The sequence below is a fragment of the Jatrophihabitans sp. YIM 134969 genome, assembly GCF_054456675.1.
This window is the reverse complement of sequence record NZ_JBTJEQ010000002.1, coordinates 96,741-118,937: the sequence shown is the minus strand read 5'-3', so window position 1 is coordinate 118,937 and position 22,197 is coordinate 96,741. Positions and strand designations below refer to the sequence as shown.

Sequence of the window (22,197 nt, the reverse complement as noted above, 5' to 3'; positions counted from 1 at the left end):
GATGGCGTATATAAAGTTGTTCGATCCACACGGTCCGTCGGCGCCCGCGGCCGGCCCGCTCCGCCTCGGTGACCGCGGGGGCCCGGGACCGTCGCACGCGCCGGTCTATGAGTACGACGAGTCGATCGTCCTGGCCGTGAACGTTGCGCTCGCCGCCGGCCGGCCGCTGCTCGTCCGCGGGGACCCGGGAACGGGGAAGAGCTCGCTAGCCCGCAGCGTCGCCGCGCACCTGGAATGGCGGCTGTACGCCGTGACGGTGTCGTCGCGCAGCACGGCTCGCGACTTGCTGTGGACGTTCGACACGGTGGCCCGCCTCGCGGACGCCCAGGCCGGGCCGGGCCAGCTCCGGCCGCGGTCGGAGTACGTGACACCCGGCGTGCTGTGGTGGGCGTTCGACCGCGATTCGGCGACCCGCCGCGGCGCCACGGGCCCGCTCACTCTGGCGCGCGACCCGGCTGGACCGCATTTGTCGCCGCACGCGGTCGTGCTCGTCGACGAGATCGATAAGGCCGACCCGGACGTCCCGAACGATCTGTTGCTCCCGCTCGGCAGCTTCCAGTTCCAGCTCGAGGACGGGACGACGATCCAGGCCGAGCGACCCCCGTTGGTCGTAATCACGACGAACGAGGAACGCGATCTGCCGCAGGCCTTCCTGCGCCGGTGCGTCGTGCTCGCCCTGCGCGAACCGAGCGACGACCGGCTGCGGGCTATCGTTCGGCTGCACTTCCCGGAGGCCGACCCCGTCCTCGTCTCGACCCTGCTGACGTCGTACCGCGCCGTCCGGCAGGAGCGGATCGCGACCAACGAGATCCCGCCGAGCGTGGCCGAACTGCTCGACGCGGTCGCGGCCTGTTCGACGCTCGCAACCTCGCCGAACACCGCTGAGTGGGCGCAGCTGGCAGAGCTCCTGCTCACTAAGCCCGCGCCGCAGCCGGCGACGACGTAACGCCTCCGCCGTGCCGCACCACCGCGTCGAACCCGACGAGCGCCCACCGCCGACCGCCCGCGCGCCCCGGATCTGGGCGGCCGACGCCGCGCGGGCGCTGGATGCGTTGCAGCCCGACGCGGAGACCACGGCCGAGATCCTGCGGGTGTTGGGGCTGCAGTCCACCCTCGCCGCGTCCGGCCCGATCCCGCCCGCCCCGGCCCGGGCGGCGGCCGTACCGGGGCCGAGCGCACCGCGCCGTCCGAGCTCCGCCGCAGCGGTCCGGGTCGAGCCCTCCACGCCGGCTGGCGAGCCGGCGCCGGTCCGCACACCCGCGACGGTCGACGAACTGCCGACCCGCTCGCCCGCGACGTCGCCGGTGCGGCTCCCCGAGCTCGCCGAGGTGCTCCGTCCGCCCGTGGCGCCGTCCACGTTGCCCGCGTCCGACCTGCTCGCGCCGAGCCGTCAGCGGGCGGTCGTGGGCGCCGTGGTAAGCGCGCGGGCACCGAGCGGTGAACTCGACGTCGCCGCGATCGTCGACGCCCTGGTGGTCGGCCGGCCGCTCGTGTCGCTGCCGCAGCTGACCCGGACCACGACGCGGCGGGGGCTGCAGCTGCTCGTCGACCTGGGGCCGTCGATGACGCCGTTCGATCGTGACCAGAGACGGATCCGGCGAACCGTCGAACAGATCGCCGGCCCCGACGGCCTGCAGGTGCTGCGCTTCCGGGGCAGCCCGCTCGCCGAGCCTGGCGCCGGTCGCGGCCCGATCTGGGGGTGGCGGCCCTACCGGCCACCGACGACCCCGCGCCCGATCGTGGTCCTCAGCGATCTCGGTCTGCTCACGCCGGACGGGTTCAATCCCGACTGGCAACGCTTCGTGCGCCTGTGTCACGAGGCGCGATGCCCGGTCGTCGCCCTAGTGCCCGTCCCACCGCACCGCGTGCCGGCAGCGGTCCGGCGCGTGCTGGCCGTCGTGCACTGGGACCGTGCGACGACGGTGCGTGACTGCGCGATCGCCGCCCGCCGCGCGGCCCGCACGGAACGATCGCGATCGTGACCTCGCTCGACGACATTGAGGCGTTGCGCGCACGCAACCCCGAAGCCGCCGATCTGGCTGCGCTCTGCGCGGTGGCGGTCGTCGTCGAACCCCACCTGCTGCGACTGCTCCGGTTGCTGCTCCCGAAAGCCGACGTCGCGGCCGAGACCGATCTCTGGTCGAGCCCGCTCGCGGGATCCGCGTCGGTGAACGGGTTCTCCCTGCGCGCCGATGCCGTCCATGAGCTGAGCCGCCAGCTACGACTGCCCCGGTTCGACGGCCTGCGCGAGCGGGCCCTTGACCTGGTCGACTCAGCGCACGCCAACTCCGGCTGGTCGGTGCGGTTGTCCGAGCAGCTCGCCCGGGTCGGTCTGGGCGACGCCCCTGACGACCGCGCCCGGGAGCTGGTGCTCGCGTCGGTCAACCAGTTGACGTCGCACGCGACGACTCAGCGCGAGCGCACCGGCATCGCGCGGTGGCTACTGTCCGTGCTCGCGCGGCTGCCCCCGGACGCCGTCACCGGTGACGCCGCCCAGGCGGCGGCATGCGCGGCCACCCTGCAGCTCGGCGGGCGGGTGCCGGAGACGGACCCGGTGGTCGAGGACCGCTGGCTGCCCTACCTGCTCGCGGCCACGACCGAGACGGTGCCCGTCGCCGTCCAGTTCGGGTCCGGGCGCCTCGACGTAAACCGTGGGGCCGACACCGTGCTGGCACTGCCACGCACCGACCCGCTCGTCCTCGACGTCGACTGGACCGACGACACAGGTCCGCGGTCGACCCGGTTGCGGTTCGCCGAGGGCGAGCGGTCCGGGTTGGCGGTCGCGGCCGGCGGGGTCGACGTGCGCACGCTCGCCGGGGTCGGGGTGAGGCTATCCGACCCGACCGCACCGTCCGGTCGCGACGGCGGTTTCGACTTCGGCGCGCAGTGGGCCCGACACCCCGTGTGTCTCGGCCGGGACGAGGATCTGCGGCGGCTCCGCAGTGCCGCCGTCGACGCGCGACACCAACTGATCCTCGGCGGGCCGGGTACCGGCAAGACCACCCTCGCCTGCGCGTTCGCGCGCAGCCAGGTCGAGTCGGGTGCGCGCGTAATCTCACACTTCTTCGGCGTCGTGGCGTCCTGGGACGACCCGGAGCTGGTGCGGGCGTCGCTCGTGGCCCAGACGATCGGGTTCGACCTCCACGACCGGGTGCTGGTCCTGCTCGACGACCTGCCGGTGGACTCGGTTCCGGCCGCCCGCGCGCTGATCGACGGGGTGACGAGCGGCTTGGCGCCGGACCTGCGGGTGGTCGCGACCGGCCGAATCGGCACCCGCGACCGTGGCGGTCGTGACCTGCTGACGATGCAGACCGACGACGGCGCGGCGCGGGTGTGCTCGGCCATGATCGAGGTGGCGGTCAACGCCCTGCCGGTCGGCACCCGGATCGTCGACCGGTCGACGCTGTCGATCTTCGCCTCGGAAAATCCCGGTCGCTTGCAGAGGTTGCTCGACTGGATCCGCACCCAGCCGGGGCCGGACATCGACGTCGAGGATGCGCCACCGACACTGATACCGGGCTTCGACGAGCGGGTCGATGGGCTCGGCGGTGGCTCGAGGCCGCGCGAATGGCTCACCGACGTCGCCGTCGCCGGGCCGGGGTTCACCGTCGCCGACCTCGCCCAGATCGCGCTCTTGGAATCTATCGTCGCTCTCCCCGAGGTCCTTGCCGCGGCGGCCAGCTCGGGGCTCGTGCACTTGGACGGCGCGGCGCAGGGCGCCGACGGCTGCTGGCTGCCCACACCGTTGCGCGGAGCTCCGGGGTTGGCGGACGCGTTGGCCGGCCCGCTCGCCTCCGGGACCGCCGACTCCCTCGCCCGGGCGCACCAGCGTCACGCCGCCGCGGCGGCGTTCTCTCTGCGGAACGACGGTGGGCCGAGCCGCTACCAGCTCGGCTCTGGGGTCGCCCACGCCCTGGCCGCCGAGCGGGCCGGGCAGCAGGTCGGGGAGCAGCGGTCGTTCTGGCGGAGCGCGACGTTCCTGCACGGCCGGGCGGGCCAGGACGGTGTCGCGGCCGCGGTCGCCGATCTGGCTGCGATCGCGCACTGGCCCGGTTTCGCGCCGGTCGCCGACGCTGCCCGGTCGGTCGTCACCGCGCTCGGCGAGGTGCCATCGGAGCAGTTCGCCGACGCCGTGATCAATGAGTTGCGCCGCCGCGAGGGCGAGGGCTGGGCCGGCCGGCTCCGCCCGGCGTGGCCGCCCCCGCTCGCGGTGCGGTCCGCTACGCCCGTTCCTGCGCCCAACGAGTTCCACCGCGGCGCCGCCGACTCGGTCCTGACGACCGGCACGGGCTCGTGGCTGGAGCGAGGCGCCGTTACATTCGCCGACGGCCGGGCCCCCCTGCCCGTGCCTGCGACCGTTGATGCCGCGATGCTCGCCGCCGGCGAAGGATTCGCCGCTGTGGTCGGAGTGCCGCGCGGCGTCAGCCCAACGCCTCCGGACCGGGGAATCGGTACCGACGCGACCCGGCTCGTCGTGCTGCGGGCTCCCCGCACGGGCGCGGACGAGCTGGTCATCACCCCGCTCGACGACCCGCCCACGTCGTCAGACGCCGGCGTCACTGCGGTCGCCTTCAGCCACCTCGACACAGTGGCGGTCGGACGTCTTGACGGCACGATCGAGCTGCTGATGGGGGACGGCGCGACGGCGAGCAGCGTCGCCGCGCTCCGAGAGCCGGTGCTCGCGTTGGCGTTCCGCGCAGACGGCCGCTCCCTGCTCGCCGTCGACGGGAAGGGCCATGCCGTGCTGATCGACCTGACGTCCGGCGGGACCACCCCGTGGGCATCGGCCGACACCTCGGATGTGCAGGCGGCAACGATCAGTCCGGACGGCGAGCGGGCGGTGCTGGTGACAGCGGAAGGTCGCGTCCAACTGTTCGAGGGTGGACGCCCGGACGGCGAGCCCCTACTGATGCCGGATCAGCCTTCCGAGGCCTTGGCATTCGCGCCGGACAGCGACACGGTTGCGGTCGGGTCGGGCTCGTCGGTCATGATCTTCGATGCCCGCGCGGGCCGAGCGCTCAACATGATTAAGGTCGGCTGGCAGGTGTCAGCCGTGGCCATGTCCGCCGGCGGGTTGCTCGCAATCGGACGCATCGATGGCGCGATCCAACTGCAGAGCGTCTCGGACGGGGAGGTCCGAGCCAACACCGTATCGACGGGCGCGCCCGTGAGCGACCCTTCCCTCCGGATTGGGCCGCATTACCGGGTCAGGGCCCTCGCGTTCTCGCCAGACGGCACGCTTCTCGCGACCGTGGTCGGGGACCTCGTGACGCTTTATGCCGTACCCGACGGAGCGCAGCTGACGCGACTAACGCACCCGAGTCCGGTCCTGGCGATCGCGTTCTCCCCCGACGGAGCCGTGCTCTTGATCGGTGGCGCGGACGGCACGGTCCGCACGTTTGGCCTTTCGCGCGAGAGCAAACCGCCTCCCACTACCTACGACCTGGGGGCTCCGGCGAGCTGTGTGGGGGTGGTCGCGGGCACCGTCGTCGTCGGCGGCCGAGACGGCGTCGTCACGTGCGTATCCCCGGGCGACCGGTCCGAACCCGTGTCGCGGCTGACCGGGCACCGCGCCGCGGTGACCTCGGTGGGCGCCGCGCCGGGGGCGCGCGTTGCCACCGCGAGCGAGGACGGCACGGTGCGCGTGTGGTCGCCCGGCGGATGGGGCCCGACGCACGTGCTGCGCCACCGGGGTCCGGTGCGACTCCTCACAACGACCGGGCTCCACCTCGTTAGCGCCGACGCCACCGGTGAGGTGCGCTGGTGGTCCGCGGCTCCCGGGTCCAAACCCGTTCCCCTCGCGCCGCCGTTCGCCCACGCGGCCGCCGCGACCGCCCTAGTCTCCCTCCTCGACGGCACGGTCGTCTCGTGCGCCGCGGACGGCTCTATCGTCGCCTCGTCGGTCGGCCGGGGCCAGCAAGTGACCACCGAGCACTGGGTCACGTCCGGCTCCGGCGTCCGACTGGCGGTCGCCGTCGGCGAACTGGTCGCAACCTGGCACGACGACGGTCTGCTGCGCTGGTGGGCGACCGGGCGTGGATACGGCGCCGTCGCCGTGCCGCGCGGCGTGCAGGCCCTCGTCGTGGAAGGAGTGTTGCCGCCTTCGGTCCGGGTCGTGCACGACGGCGGCACTTCGATTGTGTTCGCGCCGCCCACCGGCGCAGGTGACGACGACAACGCAGCGCTGCGCTGCCTCGCCGTCGATGATCCCGGCGGTGCGATCGCCGTCGGAGCGCCGTCGGGCGTCTGGCGCAGCGAGTCGACGGGCCACGGTGAGTGGACGCGGACGACGTCGACGCCGCCGCGCGCACTCGCTTTCGTGGGGGGTGGGCTGGTCACGGTCCTTCCCGACGGCTCGAACACGTGGGAGGACTCGACGCGGGGCTGGTCCGAGCTGTTGGCGATGGCCTCCGACTCAACAAACGGCGGCGGCGTCGCCGTGTCAGCGGCGGAGGTCCGCCGGCTGGACCGCTTCGATCCAAGCCAAGGCCCACGTTTCCCTGTCGGCAACCTGCTCGGACGCGGTGAGCAGCCGACGGCGGTCGCCATGTCGCCCGACGGCGAGACCGTGGCGGTCGGCACTGATCACGGTCGCGTGGTCGTCCTCGACGGACAGGGGACGCTGTCGGCGGACGCCACCCTCGGGCCGGCGCCGGTGACCGCGCTCGCCGCCCACGGCTCGGGATTCGTGATCGGGACCCAGGATGGCGCCGTGTTGCGCTGGGCGTCGCACGCCACGGCGCCGGTGCCCGTCGGCCGGCACGACGACCAAGTCGAAGGACTAACGACCGTCGCCGGGCGGGTACTCGCCGCGTCTGCCGACGGCACGCTGCGACTCTGGGACGCCGACCACGGCACGGAGCTGGGCCGCCTCGTGCACACGACCGGATTCACAGCTGTCGCGAGCATTCCGGGAGCCGGAGCGCGGGCGTACGCCCGCACCGCCGACGGCCTGTTGTGGCTCCTCGACGTCGAGGGATTCGAATTCGAGCCGCTCGCCCGTGACGTGCTCCAGGTCGAAGCGTTGCCCGGGCGCCCGGCCCTGCTCGTCGAGCCGCAACCGGAGCAGACGTCGGTGCGGCTCGGTGTGCAGCTCACGTCCGCGGTGGGCTTCGAGGTCCGCCGGATCACCGTGACCGTCGATCGACCGGAGCGTCCGCGCTCGACGGTCGTCAGCCTCGACTCACGGGCCGAGTTCGCCGAACCGCTCGATGTCGACGGGCGACTGCTCACGCCGTACCGGCATTCTGCTGACTCCGGACCGGTGGATCTTCACGTCTGGCTGGCCTTTCCGCCGATGACGGACGACCGGCGGCCGTGGGTCGTCACGGTCGATCTAGAGGTGGTGACGCGCGCGCGGGCCGACCCGTTGCCGTTCGAGATCACCGTGACCGCGCGCCCGGCAGCCGATGCTTCACCGTTCCAAAGCTTGCCGGAATCTGCGAGTCTCTCCTCGGAACCCGGCGATGAACCCGTCACCGTCACCTATCGAGGCCAGGAGGGACCCGACGATGTCGACACCCGCATCACCGCCGGACCGACCCCACGACGCACCCCCCGCCGGATCGACCCCGACGCCGCCCGCCGGGCAAAGTGAGCCGAGGGAACCGGGCGAGGAGCCGACCGCCACCGGCGCGCCCGTCGGCGTGCAGGTCGGTTTCGCGATCGGCCTCACGCTGCTGTTCATCACCCTGGTCGCGGTCATGCTCGCGTCGGCGCACGACGCGGACACGGTCTGGCAGAAGAAGGTTTACATCTACGGCTCGGTCGAGGCCGTCGTGTTCACCGCGATCGGGTGGGTCTTCGGACGTCAGGTCCAACGTGGCCAGGTCGCGGCCGCGGAGGCCACCGCGAAGGACGCGAAGCAGGACGCGAAGGAGGCCGCGGCCGAGACCGACGCGGCCCGGCATGAGATCGAGCAGGCGAAGGCCGAGACCGCCCGTCACCGCTCCGAGGTGGCCGAACTTGCCACCGCCACCCGGATCGCCACGCTGTCGCCGGTCGCGGCGGCTCCTGCACAGGACGACCGGTCGGGGTTGGCTACGGACGTCGGCTTCGGTGACGAGGCTCCACCCGCACCCGCACCCGCACCCGCACCCGCACCGGCCGCGGACGTGAGCCCGCAATTGGCCGCCCTCCGTGAGCTAGCCGATCGTCTGTATCCGACCTGACCCTGACGCCCGGCGAGCCGAGGTCCTCCCGGCCCTCAAACGACGTTTACCCACCATCGACTTGTACATATTCGACTGTTGCACACGCGGACCGTCATACGGGACAGTCCCCGACGGTCGCTTCCGGCCTACAAGTGTCCCGTATGACCCGCCCGAGCAAATGCCCGATGGTGGACCGCTCACCGGGACGCGCAGGTGCGCAGATCGAACGATCTACACACCCGGCGCGGGCGAGGTCAGGCGCACAGAACGAGGCGTCCGCGCGCCCTTCCAACGCAGGCCGCCCGGTCCAGACGCATCTGCGACCCTCGAAACGGCGAGTGATGCAACGCGCCGGGGACCAACCAAGTGAGCTCAGCCGGTGTGGGATGCACCCTGGGAATTCCGTGAGCCCCTAACGCTGCTTGGGGGTGAGGGCGCATGACGCTTCGACGGCACCGACCGGCGACCGCATCCCGGAGGTGCTCGACATCTGCGGTGGTGAGCCGGGTGGCGACCGGCCGGGCAGGTGTGAGTGGCGGCGGCGCGTGCGACCAACCCGTCGGCAACGAGGCCTGTCCCCAGCTCACTCATCGACTGCGGTGTCACCAGGACGGCCCTGACGAGTGCAGTGTTGGACTAGCCGGGTTCGCGGTCGAGCTGCAGCACGACTCCGAACTGCACGGGGTTCGGGCCGACCTCGCCCAGGATGCCCCAGGACGTGCGTCCGACGGCGTGGCCGACCTGGACGAGGGTTCAGGCCAGGGTCTGGTCGGGGACGGGTCCACGCCTCGCGTCTCAGTCGAGGTCAGACCCGGAGACACGTCCTGGACGCTCACGTGTCGTTCGAGCAGCGGGGCGGGCTCCATGCACCTGGCTCGCGATGAGCTCAGCCGGTCGTTGGGTGCGTGCCGGCGAGACCCTCACCCAGGAGTCGCCGAAGACGATGGACTGGGCGGTCAGCTCCCACCGGGAGTCGATGTCGAGGACCAGTCCGCGGCGGTGGATGACACCGAACCGCACGTGGGCGACGCGCAACCACCGCACGGTCGACCACGCCCGTTCCTGCAGATGCGGACCCGAAAGCGGACGAGATCCTAGGAATGTCGCCTTCATGATCAAGGCCGCGTCGGGAGCACTTGGCGCCTTCGTGACCCGGACGACGAGGTGGGCCCGACGTGGCGGGACTCCAGGCTAGGGAGGTGCCGGTTGCGCCACCGGACAGCCGCCGGGGTGACCGCCGCGATGAGGACGACGGCGATGGCGCCCCCGGGGGCGAATCGGGCGGCGTGTTCCACCGTCCTTTCCTCACCACCGAGGAGGAAGGGAGTTTCGCCTGTCGGGCGCGCTACGGCGACTCAACCCCCGTGGCCGCTCTGCGCCCGCGTGTGGAACCAGACCAGGACGAGGTCACAGCAACGTCATGGCGCCTGACCGGATCGGCGTCAGGGCCGAGGAGGGAAGCGGTCGCGATCCTGCCGGGGGTGTGTAGCCCAGTTGCACCCCGATCTGGCCGGGGGTCGAGCGCGACGTCGCCACTGCGGTGACGGTGAACGGGACGCCTGTTCGCGCGACCGCCCAGCCGCCGCGTCCGCGGTTCAGCGCCGCGTTCCACGACCAGAGCGTCCCGCTTCCGGTCAGCGTTCCCTGGGCCGCGCCGGTACGCGTGTACGTCGCGACGGCGCCGGTGAACCACCACGCGCCCGGCGTCGTCAGACTCACGCCGCCGACGTACTTGCCGGTCGTCCGGGCGACCGGCACCGCGGCGAGTGCGAAGGCCGTGGTACCCGCGGAGCTGACGAACGTTCCGGCGCCCACCGCCACCTGGCCCGCGGTCACCACCGCGACCGGCGTGGATCCGCTGGCTGCGAGGCAGTTGTCGGTCCCGGGCGTCGACACCGTGACGGTGCGAGCGCCGACCGACCAGCCCGTCGTCCTCACCGCGGCCGCGGTCGCGACACCGGTCGCGCCGGTGACCGCGGTGGCGATGACGTACGGGCCAGGGGCTCCTGTCACGGGGTCGGCGTCGAGGCTGAAGGTCACGGCTTGGCCGGCGGGGCAGCCGCGCGGGCCGGACGAGGTGGCGCTGGGAACGAAGGCGGTGCCGCTGGTGATCTGGGTCGGTCCGGTGTACGTGACCGTGGTGGTGGCCGGCGTGATCGTCAGTTGCCCCGGCGCGTTGCTGATCGTGTAGTTCGCCCCCGTAGTTCCCGAGCACGTCGTCGGGTACGTGCCGGCCGGGCTGCTGGCCGAGGCGGTGGTGGTGCACGACGGTCGGGTGGTGAGGGACGAGGGTGTGTCGCCGTTGACGAACCCGGTGTACGACGCCGTCGGTGTGAACGGTGTCTGGCCGTAGGAGATCGACGCGCTGGACGCCGTCACGGTGAGGGCGGCGGGGGTGACCGTCGTGTCACCGGGGGTGTACGCGAGCGTGTAGTTCGGCGCCACGAGACCGTTGCACCCGGACACGGTGGCGGGGTAGCGACCGACGTTGCTGCCGGCGCCGACCGTGGTCCAGCAGTTGAGGAGGGCGCCGGTCACGACACCCGAAGTGTCCCCGCCGACGAAGCCCGCGTAGTTCGCCGTGTACGTCGGGCGACCCGACCCGTACACCGTCGTGGCCGACACCGTCACGGCGAGGACGCTGGGCGCGACGGTGAAACCGCCGTCGGCGTAGGTGATCGTGTACCGGGTGCTGGTCAGGCCGGAGCACCCGCTGATGGTTCCCGGGTACGAGCCCGCCGCGGCGGTCGTGGCGGTCGAGGTCGTGCAACTCGGTGTCCCGGACACGGTGCCTGCCAGCGTGTCGGTGCCGGCCAGGCCGGTGGCGTCGGATGCGGTGAAGGTCGCCGGGCCACCCCTGGTGCGTGCGCCGGTGACGGTCACGAGTAGTGGTGCGGGTGTCACCGTGGTGCCGGCGTCGGCGTAGCTGACGGTGTAGTCGGCTGCGGACAGGCCGCCGCAGCCGGAGATCACGTCGGCGTAGACGCCGGGAACCGCGCCGGCGGTCGAGGTCGCGCAACCCGTGAGCGATCCGGTGACGACTGCTGCTGCGTCGTCGCCTTCGACCAGGCCGGCGTACGCGGTGACGCTGAAGGCGGGGGCGCCGCCGTAGACCCGCGTGGCCGCGACCGACGCGGTGAGCGGTGCGGGCGTGACGACCACGCCCGCATCGATGTAGGAGATCGCGTAGTCGGACGCGGCCAGGCCGGTGCAACCGGTGATCGTGCCGGCGACGGTGCCCGCCGCAGTGGCGGGCGTCTTGCTGCTGGTGCACCCGGTCAGGTTGCCGGTCACCGCCGTGGCGGCGGTGTCACCGTTGAGGAAACCGTTGTAGTCAGCAACGGTGTAGGCAGCGTTGTCGCTGCCGTAGCGAGCCGTTCCGGTGACGGAGACGTTCAACGGCGCCGGTGTGACCTGCTGGGTGCCGTCGACGTACGTGAAGGTGTAGTCGGGGTCGGCGGCACCGGAGCACGTCGTGGGATACGTGCCGACCGGGCTCGTCGCCGTGGCCGTGGTGGTGCACGTGGGGGGTGTGGCGAGACCCGCACGGGTGTCGGCTGCCGGTCGCGAGTACGCGGCGGTGACCGCCGCGGGAGCGCTGCCGTACCGGCTCGCGGCGTCGGACGCGACGATCACCAGCGGGGCGGGCGTGATCGTGGTGCCGCCGTCGCGATAGGTGATGGTGTAATTCGGCGAGGTCAGGCCGCCGCATCCTGAGATCGACGTCGCGTAGGTGCCGGCGTCGGTGCCGCTGGCGGTGCTCGAGCAGCCGGCCAGTGCTCCGCCGAGCGCCGTGGAGGCCGAGTCGCCGTTCACCAGTCCCGACACCCCCGCCACGGCGAACGCGACCGCGCCGCCGTATGTGCCCGCCGCGGTGACGGTCACGGCCAGGGTCCCGGGGTTCACGGTGTAGCCGCCGTCGACGTAGCGCAGGGTGTAGTCCGAGCCGGCGGACAGGCCCGCGCAGCCCGAGATGGTGCCTGCGTAGGTGTTGCTCGCCGCGGTGACGGGCGTGCTCGTGGAGCAGCCGGTCAGCGTGCCGGTCACCGAGGGGGCGCCGGTCACGCCGGCGACCGCGAACGTGGGCGTGCCGCCGAAGGTCTGGGCACCGGTGACGGTCACCGTGGCTGCCGCCGGGGCGACGGTGAACCCGCCATCGACGTAGGTGAACGCGTAGTTCGGCGCCTGGAGACCGGAACAGGAGGCGATCGATCCCGTGTAGGAGCCGACGTGGGTGGTCGCGGCCAGCGTCGTACGGCACGTGGGTGTTCCGGTCACCATCGAGCTGGTGTCGCCCGCGACGAACCCGGAGACGGTCGTCGCGGTGAACGCGTCGGCGCCACCGTAGCTGCGACTTCCCGCCACGGTCGCCTGCAGCACGACGGGCGCGATCTGCACGGTGTTCGCGGGTGCTGTGGCTGTCACGCCCGCCGTCACGGCGTTGACCGTGAACGTGAACGAACCCGCCTGCGTGGGGGTGCCGGACAGCACTCCGGTGGCCGGGTCGAGCGTCAGGCCCGGCGGGAGGGTGCCGGACGCGCGGCTGAACGTCGTGGAATCCGAGCCGGTAGCGTACGCATACCTGTACGGGGAGGCGTAGGTGCCACCGGGCGGGCTCGCCGCTTTGAACGCCGCGGACGCCGGTCGGTAGACCGCGAGCATGTAGGTGGAGAACTTGGTCGTCGCCAGCACGGTGGCGGGCCCGCCGACGAGCGGGAACGAGAGCACCTGGTAGCCGTCACTGGAGTAGTCGACCACCACCACGTTCCCGGCCCCGTCGAGGTCGAGACCACTGTCAGGACTCCTCAACCCCGACACCACCGTGCTCTGTGCGCCGCCGGGGCCGATGCGGACCACGGCGCGCTTCGACGGCTCGGCCAGATACAGGTTGCCCGTCGCGTCCACGGTGATGCCCTGCGCGTTCCCCGTACCGGTCACGAAGACGGCAGGCGCACCGGTGCCGTAGCCGGTGCTGCGCCACACCTTGTCCTCGGAGTACTCGGCGAAGTAGACGTTGCCCGCCCCGTCGACGGCGACGCCGGCGAGGCCGCGGTAGCCGGTGCCCACCGCCGTGAGGGCGCGGGTGCCGGCGGCGATCTTCCACACCGTGTGGTTGACGTTGTCGGACCAGAACACGTCGCCTCGCGCATCGACGGCCAGGCCACCGTTCATGAACGGGCTCCCTGCGGTCGACGGGCTGCGCCCGATCACGACGGACGCGCTCCCGTCGGCGGGGTACTCGGTGACCTCCTGGTGGTAGATCGTCACAGGTGGCATCGTGGTCGGGTCGCTCGGCGGAGTGGACGAATCCAGCACGTTGACCAGGCCGTAGACGTTGCCGAGACCGTCGACTGCCACGGCGAACCCGGCGGCGTTCCGGTACCGGGTCAGCGATCCGCCGGCTCCGACGGTGGAGATGGACGAACCCGCGACCAGGACGGCGCCTGGGCTGAGTGTGGCGACGTCTGCGGAAGCAGGCGCCGCGACAGCAACGAGCCCGGCCGCGGCGACTGCACCGACCACCGTCCCGCCGAGGACGCGTGCCACCGTGAAGCGGCGACGGATTGAGCGGTGGGTCGAGCGGGCGGCAGCCATCGTCGTCCTCTGGGGGCAGGGCGCGACGATGCTCACCAGGGGAGCCACCGTGCGACGTGTTGGACTCACCGATGCAGCGGTGAGCTTGGACAGGATGCGCGCTCCCAGCCCCTCGCCCGTCAAGGAGTGCGCAAGAGTTCAACAAGTTCGCTCCCACAAACGGCGCAAAAGCCTCGCCAACTCTGACGCGGTGTCAAACACGATGTCTGTCGTGCGTCCGGAACGCGCCGCACGCGGTGCGGTACGCCTGGGCCGACCGAGTCGCCAGAGCGGCGGGATGGCAGGTTCGGGCGCGAGCGAGTCGCCGCACTCGGTGACCACTACCCGGCCGCCCAACGGCTGCCGCAGCAATCTGGCCGCACAAAGCGGGGCGTTGGCGCACGGTCGTGGGCGCTGGGATGCCTGGCCGGCCGAGCCATCTCAGACGGCGGTCCACATCACTGCGCTCTCCGGACCGTCTGACATCCACCACTCGGGTGCGCCGACTTCATCTTCTGCGCTCAGTCTCGATTCTCCGCGTCAGGGACGGGCATGACCAGCCTCTCGCAGCCGGAACAGATCACCTGTGTTGCCAGGTCGGAGTTCACCGCTCGGCACGTGCCGAGGCCCGCGGGCGGTGGCAAACCGGACAACAACCTCAACGTGAGAACGTCGCTAGACGCGATGTTTGACACCGCGTCAAAGTGCTGCAACATTCACCTCGCTTCGACGATGGTCACAGCGGGTGAAGGGTGTCAGCGGTGAGGGTTCCGTTTTCTTCTTGGGCGCATCCGCGTGCCGCGCGAGTCGCGGCTGCGGCCGGCGTGATCGCGACCGTGGCCTTCGGCGTCGTCGCCATCAGCGGCGATTCCGCCGGGGCGTCGACCGTCGGACGGGGTTGCTTCAACATCCTGACCGGCACACTGCGGCAGGTTCCAGCAACCACCCCGTGCGGCAAGTACGAGGTGGCGCTGAGCTGGGTGCTCGACACGACGGCCGGGCCCGCCGGGCCAGCCGGCCCGACCGGAGCGACGGGCCCTGCCGGCGCAACTGGCCCGGTCGGCCCAGCTGGGGCCAAGGGGGACACGGGCGCGACAGGCCCACAGGGCCCCACCGGTGCGAAGGGTGAGCCCGGCGCGCAGGGCCCCACCGGCGCGCAGGGCCCGACCGGTGACACGGGTGCGCAAGGTCAGAAGGGTGACACCGGCTCGCAGGGCGATGCAGGCGCTACCGGCGCACAGGGGGACAAGGGTGACACCGGCTCGCAAGGCGAGAAGGGCGACACCGGCACGCAAGGAGCAACCGGCGCCAAGGGTGACACGGGCGCTGCCGGCGCCACCGCCTGGAGCACCGTGACCCCATGGGCCAGCAGCGCGTCGTACCAGGTCGGGCCGCCCTCGAGCGTGGTCACGTACGCGGGCGGAGCATGGGTCGCCGTCGCCGACAACACCGCGACCGTGCCGGGGTCCGACACGTCCCGGTGGATTCAGGTCGCCACGCCTGGGGCACAAGGCCCGCAGGGCATCCCGGGCGTGCAGGGACTACAGGGAGTGCAGGGACTGCAGGGAGTGCAGGGCGCGACTGGTGCCCAGGGACCGACTGGTACCCAAGGACCAGCAGGTGCCCAGGGACCGGCAGGTGCTCAGGGTCAGAAGGGGGACACCGGCGCCACAGGGCCTCAGGGCGCGACCGGCGTCGCCGGCCCGCAGGGCCCGGTCGGTGCCACGGGCCCGCAGGGGCCCGCTGGTGAGGACGCGGCCGACGCCGATCCCGAAGTCGCGTCCCTGCCGGCTGGCTGCGACGTCGCCAGCCAACCGCTCGTCACCATCAAGGACGACGCAGGGTCCGCGGTTTTCGACGGCCGCGCCTTCTGCATCCAGGGCACCACGACCAACCGGTGGAACTACGCCGGTCTCGACCTCAACCTGGGCGCCGCCGTCAACACCATCGAGTACTACTCCCTGGTCGGCACCTCGCTGACGATCACCGTGCAGCTCGGTGCCATCGGAACCTGCACGGCCGCCACGGCCCCGTGCACCCGCCCAGGCGGCCTGACCTACCAGTTCACCGGATTCTTGTACGACGTCCAGACCAACGACACGAGCGAGGCCCGCAGCATCATCAGCCTGGTGTGGAACGCCATGACGCTGACCCGGGACGGCGCCGTCCTGTACCAGACCACCGCGCGGGGCGGCGGAAACGGCACCGGTGCCTGTCTCGACACGTCGACCACCCGGTGGCTCACCGTGTCGGGCATCGACGGCCCCGCGACCCACGCCCCCGGAGTCAGCCGCGTGTTCGACGTGATCGGCAGCGGCTACTGCCGCCACGTGGGCCACGATCTGGGCTTGGCCCAGCCGGGTGCAGGCCTCGGCAAGACCGTCGTCGATCCGCTTGTCGTGTCCCTCGCCGCGGACGGCAAGACGATGCCGCTGCTCCGTGCCTTCACCACAGGTCAGACCGTCACCGTGACCCTGGCGACCGGCGGCACGCCCGACGTCGCGTCGACGCAGTACAAGGCGACCACGAAGGTCACCGTGACGGGAACGATCACCGGGTTGACGCAAGGCGCAGGACCTGCGAACGAAGGCGAGACACTGTCCATCACCTACAGCAGCATCACAGTGTCCCGGCCTTCATCGACGAACCCCGGCTCGACGCTTCTGACCGTGCCGGCCTACACCTACAACCTGACCAAGAACATCACATGCCGCTCGACCTCATGTGGCTGAGCGACGGTGACCCGGCACCCGTCGCCGGCTCAGTAGGATCCGACGTCAGGATGGGCTCTGGTAGCGGGGGGTGACGACGGCGTGACGGACCGGACGCGACCTCGGCGCGGTCCGGTGAGCCGTCGCGCGGAAGCACGCACCGGCCTGATGGCGGCGGCGGGCGAGCTCATCGAGGCCCGGCAGTGGGCCGGCGTCACGATCCAGGATCTGACGGCGGCGGCCGGCCTGTCGCGGACGGCCTTCTACCAGCACTTCGACGATCGGGAGGATCTGCTGATCGCGATGCTGAGCGAACTCGGCCCGGAGCTGCACCAAACGGGTGGCCAGTGGCTCGACGGTGGCACCGCCGAAGACCCGGTGGCCGTCCACCGCCGTGGGCTCACCCAGCTGGTCGCCCTGTTCGTCCGTCATGGGCGAGTTCTCAAGGCGGTGTCCGACCTCGCCCCGATCGACGCACGGGTGGGCGATGCATGGCAGGCGCTGACCCAGGCCATCGTGGACGCGACAACTGCAGCGATCCGCCGCGACGTCCGAGCCGGGCGCAGTGACGTCACCGACCCTGCGCAGATGTCACGGGCGCTCAGCGCAACGACCCGTCACTACCTGCTTGTCAGTTTCGGTCAACGTCCGTTCGCTCGCCGCGCCCAGGTCAGCGAGACCCTCGTGCGCATCTGGACGCACACGCTCTACGGGTCATTGCCGACCACAGGCGTAGACGCCGCCGAGTGACCTGCGCACGTTCGTGGTCCTCAACGCGTCAACACCACAGACGCGTATGTGACTGGTGACGTCCTTTCCACCTCCGTCCTGGTCGGCGTGGGCGGCCCGATTCGCACCCCTCAGGACGTCGTGGCCGGAGCCCCATGTGTCGACCGTGTGCACCATGGTGGACCAAGAGTCAGGGCGTGCCCGTTGTGGGTCTGCGCCGCCCCAGAGGCGCGTCAACAGAACAATCCGTCTGCGCGACCGTCCAACAGCAGCGAGTCTCTCCCGGGCCGCCCAGATCGACGCCTCTTCGTGTCAAGGGCGCGACGACGGGCTGGGTTCTAGTCTGACTTCGGGCCCGGGAGTGACCTGTCCGAAGAGCCGGTGTCGGGGTGTGAGCCGGTCGCGCTGGAGTCAGAGTCGTGCCCCGGTTGTCCTCCCGGGCTCCCCTCTCGGCGCGGGGGGGCAGGTGTCGTTGACCATGGCCCGGTAGAGGGCGCTGGTGATCTGCCGCTTCAGCGATCGCAGCGCCATCTTGGGGCTCTGACCCTGGGCGATCTTGCGGTCGTAGTAGGCGCGGCCGATGCCGTCGCGGTGCGCGATCTGGGTGACCGCGACCAGCTGGACGGCGTAGTTCAATTGCCGGTTTCCCCCGACGCGACAGTCGAAACACCTGGTGCCGCAGCACGAGCACGCGAGCGTTCTGGGCCTGATCGCAGCCCGCGTCGCGTTCGAGGACGGCGAACCGTGGCTCGACGCCGTCATCGACCAGCTCGACCGCAACCGGACGCTGCTCGGTGAACTGCTGCGGGAGCGGTTGCCCGCCGCCCGGTGGACCCCACCCGAGGCCACCTACGTCGCCTGGTTGGACCTGCGTGGCCTCGGCCTGGGCGACGAGCCCGCCGACACCGTGCTCCGACACGGGCGACTCGCTCTGGGGCGGGGCCTCGACTACGGCGCACCCGGCGCTGGTCACGCCCACCTGAACTTCGCCACCAGCCCCGACAACCTCGAACTCGCCGTGACCCGCATCAGCTCAGCCGTCACCACGAGCAAGAACCACGCCTGAACATCCTGTGAGACGTGCCGATCGTCGTTGGTCAGCAGCAGCTGGGCTCTCGTGCAGCGGTCTTGCCGCTCGCCGACTGTGTGGCCCAGCGGTTTCTGGCCGACAAGACGTCACCGTGAGCGCCATCGGGGCGTGTCAGTCCATGATCAGGTGCTGGTGCCCGTCGATCGCTTCCCGGACGATGTCCAGCTGTCCGGCGTGGGCTGCCGTCTCGCCGATCACGTGGATGAGGATCTGCCCGACACTCTGCACCGGGCCGAGGAACGCCGGCCAAGCTTCGGGCGTCGAGTCGAGGTCGCGGGAGGACACGATCTCGTCGGTCTTCGCGCACTCTGTTTCGTACAGCCCGCGCACGTCCACCCCGTCACCCACGCTCCACGCGCCGTGTGGGTTCTCTTCGAAGTACTCCCAGGCCCGCCGATCGTCGGCAATGACCGCCTGGAACCACCACCGTTCGACGTCGAGTGCGAGGTGGTGCACTGCAGCAGCCGGCGCCCAGGTGGTCGGCGGCACTGGATCAGTCAGTTGCTCGTGGCTCAGACCTGTCAGCGTGGCCAACACATGCCGCCGTTGAGACTGGAGTTCGGCAAGCAGCAACGCGGTCGAGACCATGTCGCGGAGCCTAAGCGCATGGTCGAGAGGTCGCTGACCGGCGACGGGGTCAGGTGTGGGCTGGATGATGGCCGGATGAACCGCACCGACCGGCTCTACGCGCGCGTCGGGAAGTCGCGGGCCGTGGACCCGCGCCCGCGAAGTTCGTCCTGGCTGGCTCGTCGTTTCGAGGTCAGCATCCGCGCGATCGAGCGCGACCTGGACGGGCTTCGCGACGCGGGTGTCCCGAACTGGTCCGAACCCGGCCGCGGCGGTGGCTACGCGCTCGACCCCACGCACACCCTCCCGCCGCTGGCGTTGACCGCCGCAGAGGCTGCGTGAGACCGGGGTCGCACCTGACCCTCCGACACTTCTGTCGCACGGGGAACCGCGTAACGGACCGGTGGGGACGGCGAAGGAGCAGATTGGAAGATCTGTGCGAAGCCACGCGCCGACACCTGCCGCTCACATCGAGGCGTACGTGCGCTCCCTGATGTGAGGGGGAACAGCGGTCGAGGCGATCGCGATCGCTTCGACGGGCGTTGCCAGCACGCACGCACGACGACGCGACCCGGTGAGGGACGAGAACTTCGTCCTCCGCCGGGCCGCGTCACCGGTGCGAGCCCAGCAGGTCAGTCTGTGACGATCCGACCGGTGCTGACCGGGTCCCCCGTGATGGCGACTGTCGCCTTCAACGCCGTGCTGCGCTCGGACGGGCCGACGATGAGCGCGCGCGAGCCGGTGGCCGTGGTCCACCCGGCGGTGTCACTCCAGTACTGCAGCTGCCGGACCGGGATGTGCAGTGCCACCGTCTTGGTCTGGCCGGCAGCCAACTCGACCCGGCCGTAGGCGGCGAGCGCCTTCTTCGCGAATTGCACACCGGCCGGGGCGTCCTCCGGCGTTCCGAGGTACACCTGAGCGACCTCGTCGCCAGCTGTTGATCCGGTGTTGGTGACGCGGAAACTCACGTTCAGTCCACCGTCCGCGGCCCCCGAGCTCTGCAGGGAGGCGTAGGAGTAGGCGGTGTACGACAGGCCGTACCCGAACGGGTAGAGCGGAGTCTCGTTGGCGGCGTCGAAGTACCGGTAGCCGATGTCGATGCCCTCGGAGTACGTCGTCTGGCAGCCGTTGTAGTCGATCGATCCGTGCGCCGGCGCATCGGCCGAGGTGCAGACGCGCCCGCTGTCGGTGACGCCCCAGGAGCCGCGTTCGGGATGAGCCGCCTGGTGCGCAACCTCCTGGCCGATGTTCGCGGGCCAGGTGAAGGGCAGCTTGCCACCTGGGTTGACCGAGCCGAGCAGCACGTTGGCCGCCGCGACACCGGCCTGGTCGCCGCCGTAGAAGACGTCGAGCACGGACTTGACCTTCTTCAGCCACGGCAGGGCGATCGGCTGGTTCGCCTGGAGCACCACGACCGTGTTGGGGTTGACCGCGGCGATGTCGCTGATGAGCTGGTCCTGGCCGTCGGGCAGAGGAGCCGAGAGGTCGCCGTCGCCGGTGTTCCACGCGAACACCACGGCGGTCGACGCCTTCTTCGCGGCGGCGACCGCCGCGTCGTGGTTCGCCTTCTGCTGGGCGGGCGTCACCCACGCGAGCCGGACCTGCACCGAACGTCCGGACACGTCGGCGTTCTCGGCCACCGAGAGCGTGTGCGCTCCGGCCGTGAGCGTCACGAGGGTGCGGCCGTTGGCGAGACCGTCCGTGGTGGACGTCGGGGCGTTGCCGTCCGTGGGGTGGACGACGCCGTACCGCGGCGCCGAGGAGAAGCCCGCTCCGACCGTGGTCAGGGACTTGCCGTCCACCGTGAGGTTCGCGGTGCCACCGAGCGCCTGGATGTTGAGCCAGTATTCGCCCGCGCGCGGCGCGGTGAGCGTGCCGGTCCACGTCGCGTGGGCACCGACCGGCAGGGTGTTGCCCCGCGCGGTCGTGAAGTCCAATGTGCGAGCGACGGAGGTGGCACCGGTGTCGGTGTCCTCCTGCACCAACCCGGGCTTGCCGTCGTGCGAGAGAGCTGACGCGGGGACCGGGGTGCCGGTGAGGTCGTCACCGACGGCGTAGCGGATCGAGGCGTCGGTGCCGGCCGTCGCCTTCTGCATCGTGGCCAGGGCGCTGGGCTGCTGGGCGAGCAGGCCACCCGCCGCCTCACCACCGCTGTTGGTGGCGATGGTCTGGCCGGCGCCCGGGCCGATCAACGCGACGTTGGCCAGCGATGACGTGGTCAAGGGCAGTGTGTTGTCGGTGTTCTGCAGCAAGGTCGCGGCGTCCTCGGCCGTGCGGAGCACGGTGGACTCGTCGGCCTTGGTGTTGAGCGGGGTGACGGTGTGCTTCGACGCGCCGGTCAGCAGACCGAACTGGTCCATCTCGTAGAGCACACGGCCGGCCGCCTGCGTGACGCGCGATTCCTGCACCGCGCCGGACGCGATGGCCTGCTTCATGGCCGTGCTGTTGAAGAACCCGTGGCCGGGCATCTCGACGTCCATGCCCGAGTTGATGTAGATCGTGCCGTGGCTCGCACCCCAGTCGGAGTCGACGAAGCCCTTGAACCCCAGTTCGTTGCGCAGGATCTGCGTCAGCGTCGTGGAGTTGTCGCAGGCCTGGTAGCCGTTGACGGCGTTGTACGAGCACATCACCGAGGAGACGCCGGCGTTCACGGCGTCGGTGAACGGCTGCAGGTAGATCTCGTGCAAGGTCTGCGAGTCGACCTCGACGTCGTTGCCGCCGTCGTACGCGATGTAGTGCTTCACCTGGGCCATCTCGCCTTGGCTCTGGATGCCGGTGATCTCCTGCGCCCCGGTCTGCCCGGTGAGCAGCGGGTCCTCGCCGAAGGTGTTGAAGCCCCGGCTCCAGCTGGTGTCGCGGTCCATGTTGACGAAGGGTTCGAGGACGACGTCCTGTCCGAGGTCCTTGCCGTCACGGCCGATGACCACGCCGTTGGCCTTGGCGTCACTCTGACTCCACGTCGCAGCGACGCCCATGGTCGAGGTCATACCGGTCGAGTCCTGCCGGGTGATGACACCGGGGGGTCCGTCGGAGAGTTTCAGCGACGGGATGCCCAGGCGCGGGATGCCCGGGAGGTACCCCGCCTGGTACTGGTTGTCGGGGTTCGCAGCTTCGGACTGTCCCTCGATGAGGGTCAGCTTCTCGTCCAGAGTCATCTTGGCGAGCAGGGCGTCGACGCGTGCGTCACCCGTCACCGTCGGTGGGCTCGAGGCGGCGACAGCCGGTGTGGCACCGGCGATGAGGGCGCAGACGGTGGCGGCACCGATTGCGGCGCTGCCGGCCAGCGCGCGGCGACGTCGCACGCGGCGCTGGGGTGTGGAAGTTCCCACGGTTCTCCTTCGAGAGGTTCGGTCCGCGTCGCCGAACGCACCAA

Annotated in this window: 12 protein-coding genes; 8 read left to right on the top strand and 4 right to left on the bottom strand. The window is 71.1% G+C overall.

What is annotated here, in order from left to right; all coding sequences use genetic code 11:
- Position 1 precedes the first annotated feature (1 nt).
- Genes ACXR2U_RS01815 through ACXR2U_RS01800 form a run of 4 tightly spaced genes read left to right on the top strand, consistent with a single transcriptional unit; the run spans position 2 to position 8,171 of the window.
- Complete coding sequence (locus ACXR2U_RS01815; RefSeq protein WP_458823210.1) at positions 2 to 946, top strand: AAA family ATPase; 945 nt, start codon at positions 2 to 4, stop codon at positions 944 to 946.
- Between the two features lie 10 nt (positions 947 to 956).
- A complete protein-coding gene (locus ACXR2U_RS01810; RefSeq protein ID WP_458823209.1) occupies positions 957 to 1,982 on the top strand; it encodes a hypothetical protein in 1,026 nt (341 codons plus the stop codon).
- Entirely contained in the window at positions 1,979 to 7,597 is a 5,619-nt protein-coding gene (locus ACXR2U_RS01805; RefSeq protein WP_458823208.1) for a hypothetical protein, read from the top strand. The genes ACXR2U_RS01810 and ACXR2U_RS01805 overlap by 4 nt, the downstream gene beginning before the upstream one ends.
- 49 nt (positions 7,598 to 7,646) lie before the next feature.
- Complete coding sequence (locus ACXR2U_RS01800; protein ID WP_458823207.1) at positions 7,647 to 8,171, top strand: hypothetical protein; 525 nt, start codon at positions 7,647 to 7,649, stop codon at positions 8,169 to 8,171.
- Between the two features lie 1,389 nt (positions 8,172 to 9,560).
- Here ACXR2U_RS01800 and ACXR2U_RS01795 read toward each other — a convergent pair.
- A complete protein-coding gene (locus ACXR2U_RS01795) occupies positions 9,561 to 13,748 on the bottom strand; it encodes an MBG domain-containing protein (RefSeq protein WP_458823206.1) in 4,188 nt (1,395 codons plus the stop codon).
- An 803-nt stretch (positions 13,749 to 14,551) separates the two neighbouring features.
- Between ACXR2U_RS01795 and ACXR2U_RS01790 the strand changes: the two genes are divergently transcribed.
- Entirely contained in the window at positions 14,552 to 16,459 is a 1,908-nt protein-coding gene (locus ACXR2U_RS01790) for a collagen-like domain-containing protein (protein ID WP_458823205.1), read from the top strand.
- 114 nt (positions 16,460 to 16,573) lie between these two features.
- Positions 16,574 to 17,188, top strand: coding sequence for a TetR/AcrR family transcriptional regulator (locus tag ACXR2U_RS01785; RefSeq protein ID WP_458823204.1), 615 nt, complete (start codon positions 16,574 to 16,576; stop codon positions 17,186 to 17,188).
- Between the two features lie 390 nt (positions 17,189 to 17,578).
- On the opposite strand, the gene ACXR2U_RS01780 is transcribed toward ACXR2U_RS01785, so the two are convergent.
- Complete coding sequence (locus tag ACXR2U_RS01780) at positions 17,579 to 17,803, bottom strand: hypothetical protein (protein ID WP_458823203.1); 225 nt, start codon at positions 17,801 to 17,803, stop codon at positions 17,579 to 17,581.
- 37 nt (positions 17,804 to 17,840) lie between these two features.
- On the opposite strand from ACXR2U_RS01780, the gene ACXR2U_RS01775 reads away from it, so the two are divergent.
- Positions 17,841 to 18,233 (top strand): hypothetical protein, encoded by a 393-nt coding sequence (locus ACXR2U_RS01775; RefSeq protein WP_458823202.1) that lies wholly within the window; start codon positions 17,841 to 17,843, stop codon positions 18,231 to 18,233.
- Positions 18,234 to 18,368: 135 nt separating this feature from the next.
- On the opposite strand, the gene ACXR2U_RS01770 is transcribed toward ACXR2U_RS01775, so the two are convergent.
- A complete protein-coding gene (locus tag ACXR2U_RS01770) occupies positions 18,369 to 18,845 on the bottom strand; it encodes a mycothiol transferase (protein WP_458823201.1) in 477 nt (158 codons plus the stop codon).
- A gap of 18 nt (positions 18,846 to 18,863) precedes the next feature.
- Here ACXR2U_RS01770 and ACXR2U_RS01765 point away from each other — a divergent pair, with 18 nt between their 5' ends.
- The gene (locus tag ACXR2U_RS01765) at positions 18,864 to 19,166 is read left to right on the top strand and encodes a helix-turn-helix transcriptional regulator (protein WP_458823200.1); all 303 of its coding nucleotides are present in this window, start codon (positions 18,864 to 18,866) and stop codon (positions 19,164 to 19,166) included.
- A 290-nt stretch (positions 19,167 to 19,456) separates the two neighbouring features.
- On the opposite strand, the gene ACXR2U_RS01760 is transcribed toward ACXR2U_RS01765, so the two are convergent.
- Positions 19,457 to 22,126, bottom strand: coding sequence for a glycoside hydrolase family 3 protein (locus ACXR2U_RS01760; RefSeq protein WP_458823199.1), 2,670 nt, complete (start codon positions 22,124 to 22,126; stop codon positions 19,457 to 19,459).
- Positions 22,127 to 22,197 lie beyond the last annotated feature (71 nt).

Bases quoted from the DNA above. Each gene is read 5' to 3' on its own strand.
- ACXR2U_RS01815 (WP_458823210.1), top strand. From the start codon at position 2: ATGGCGTATATAAAGTTGTTCGATCCACACGGTCCGTCGGCGCCCGCG.
- ACXR2U_RS01795 (WP_458823206.1), bottom strand. From the start codon at position 13,748: ATGGCTGCCGCCCGCTCGACCCACCGCTCAATCCGTCGCCGCTTCACG.
- ACXR2U_RS01770 (WP_458823201.1), bottom strand. From the start codon at position 18,845: ATGGTCTCGACCGCGTTGCTGCTTGCCGAACTCCAGTCTCAACGGCGG.
- ACXR2U_RS01765 (WP_458823200.1), top strand. From the start codon at position 18,864: ATGGTCGAGAGGTCGCTGACCGGCGACGGGGTCAGGTGTGGGCTGGAT.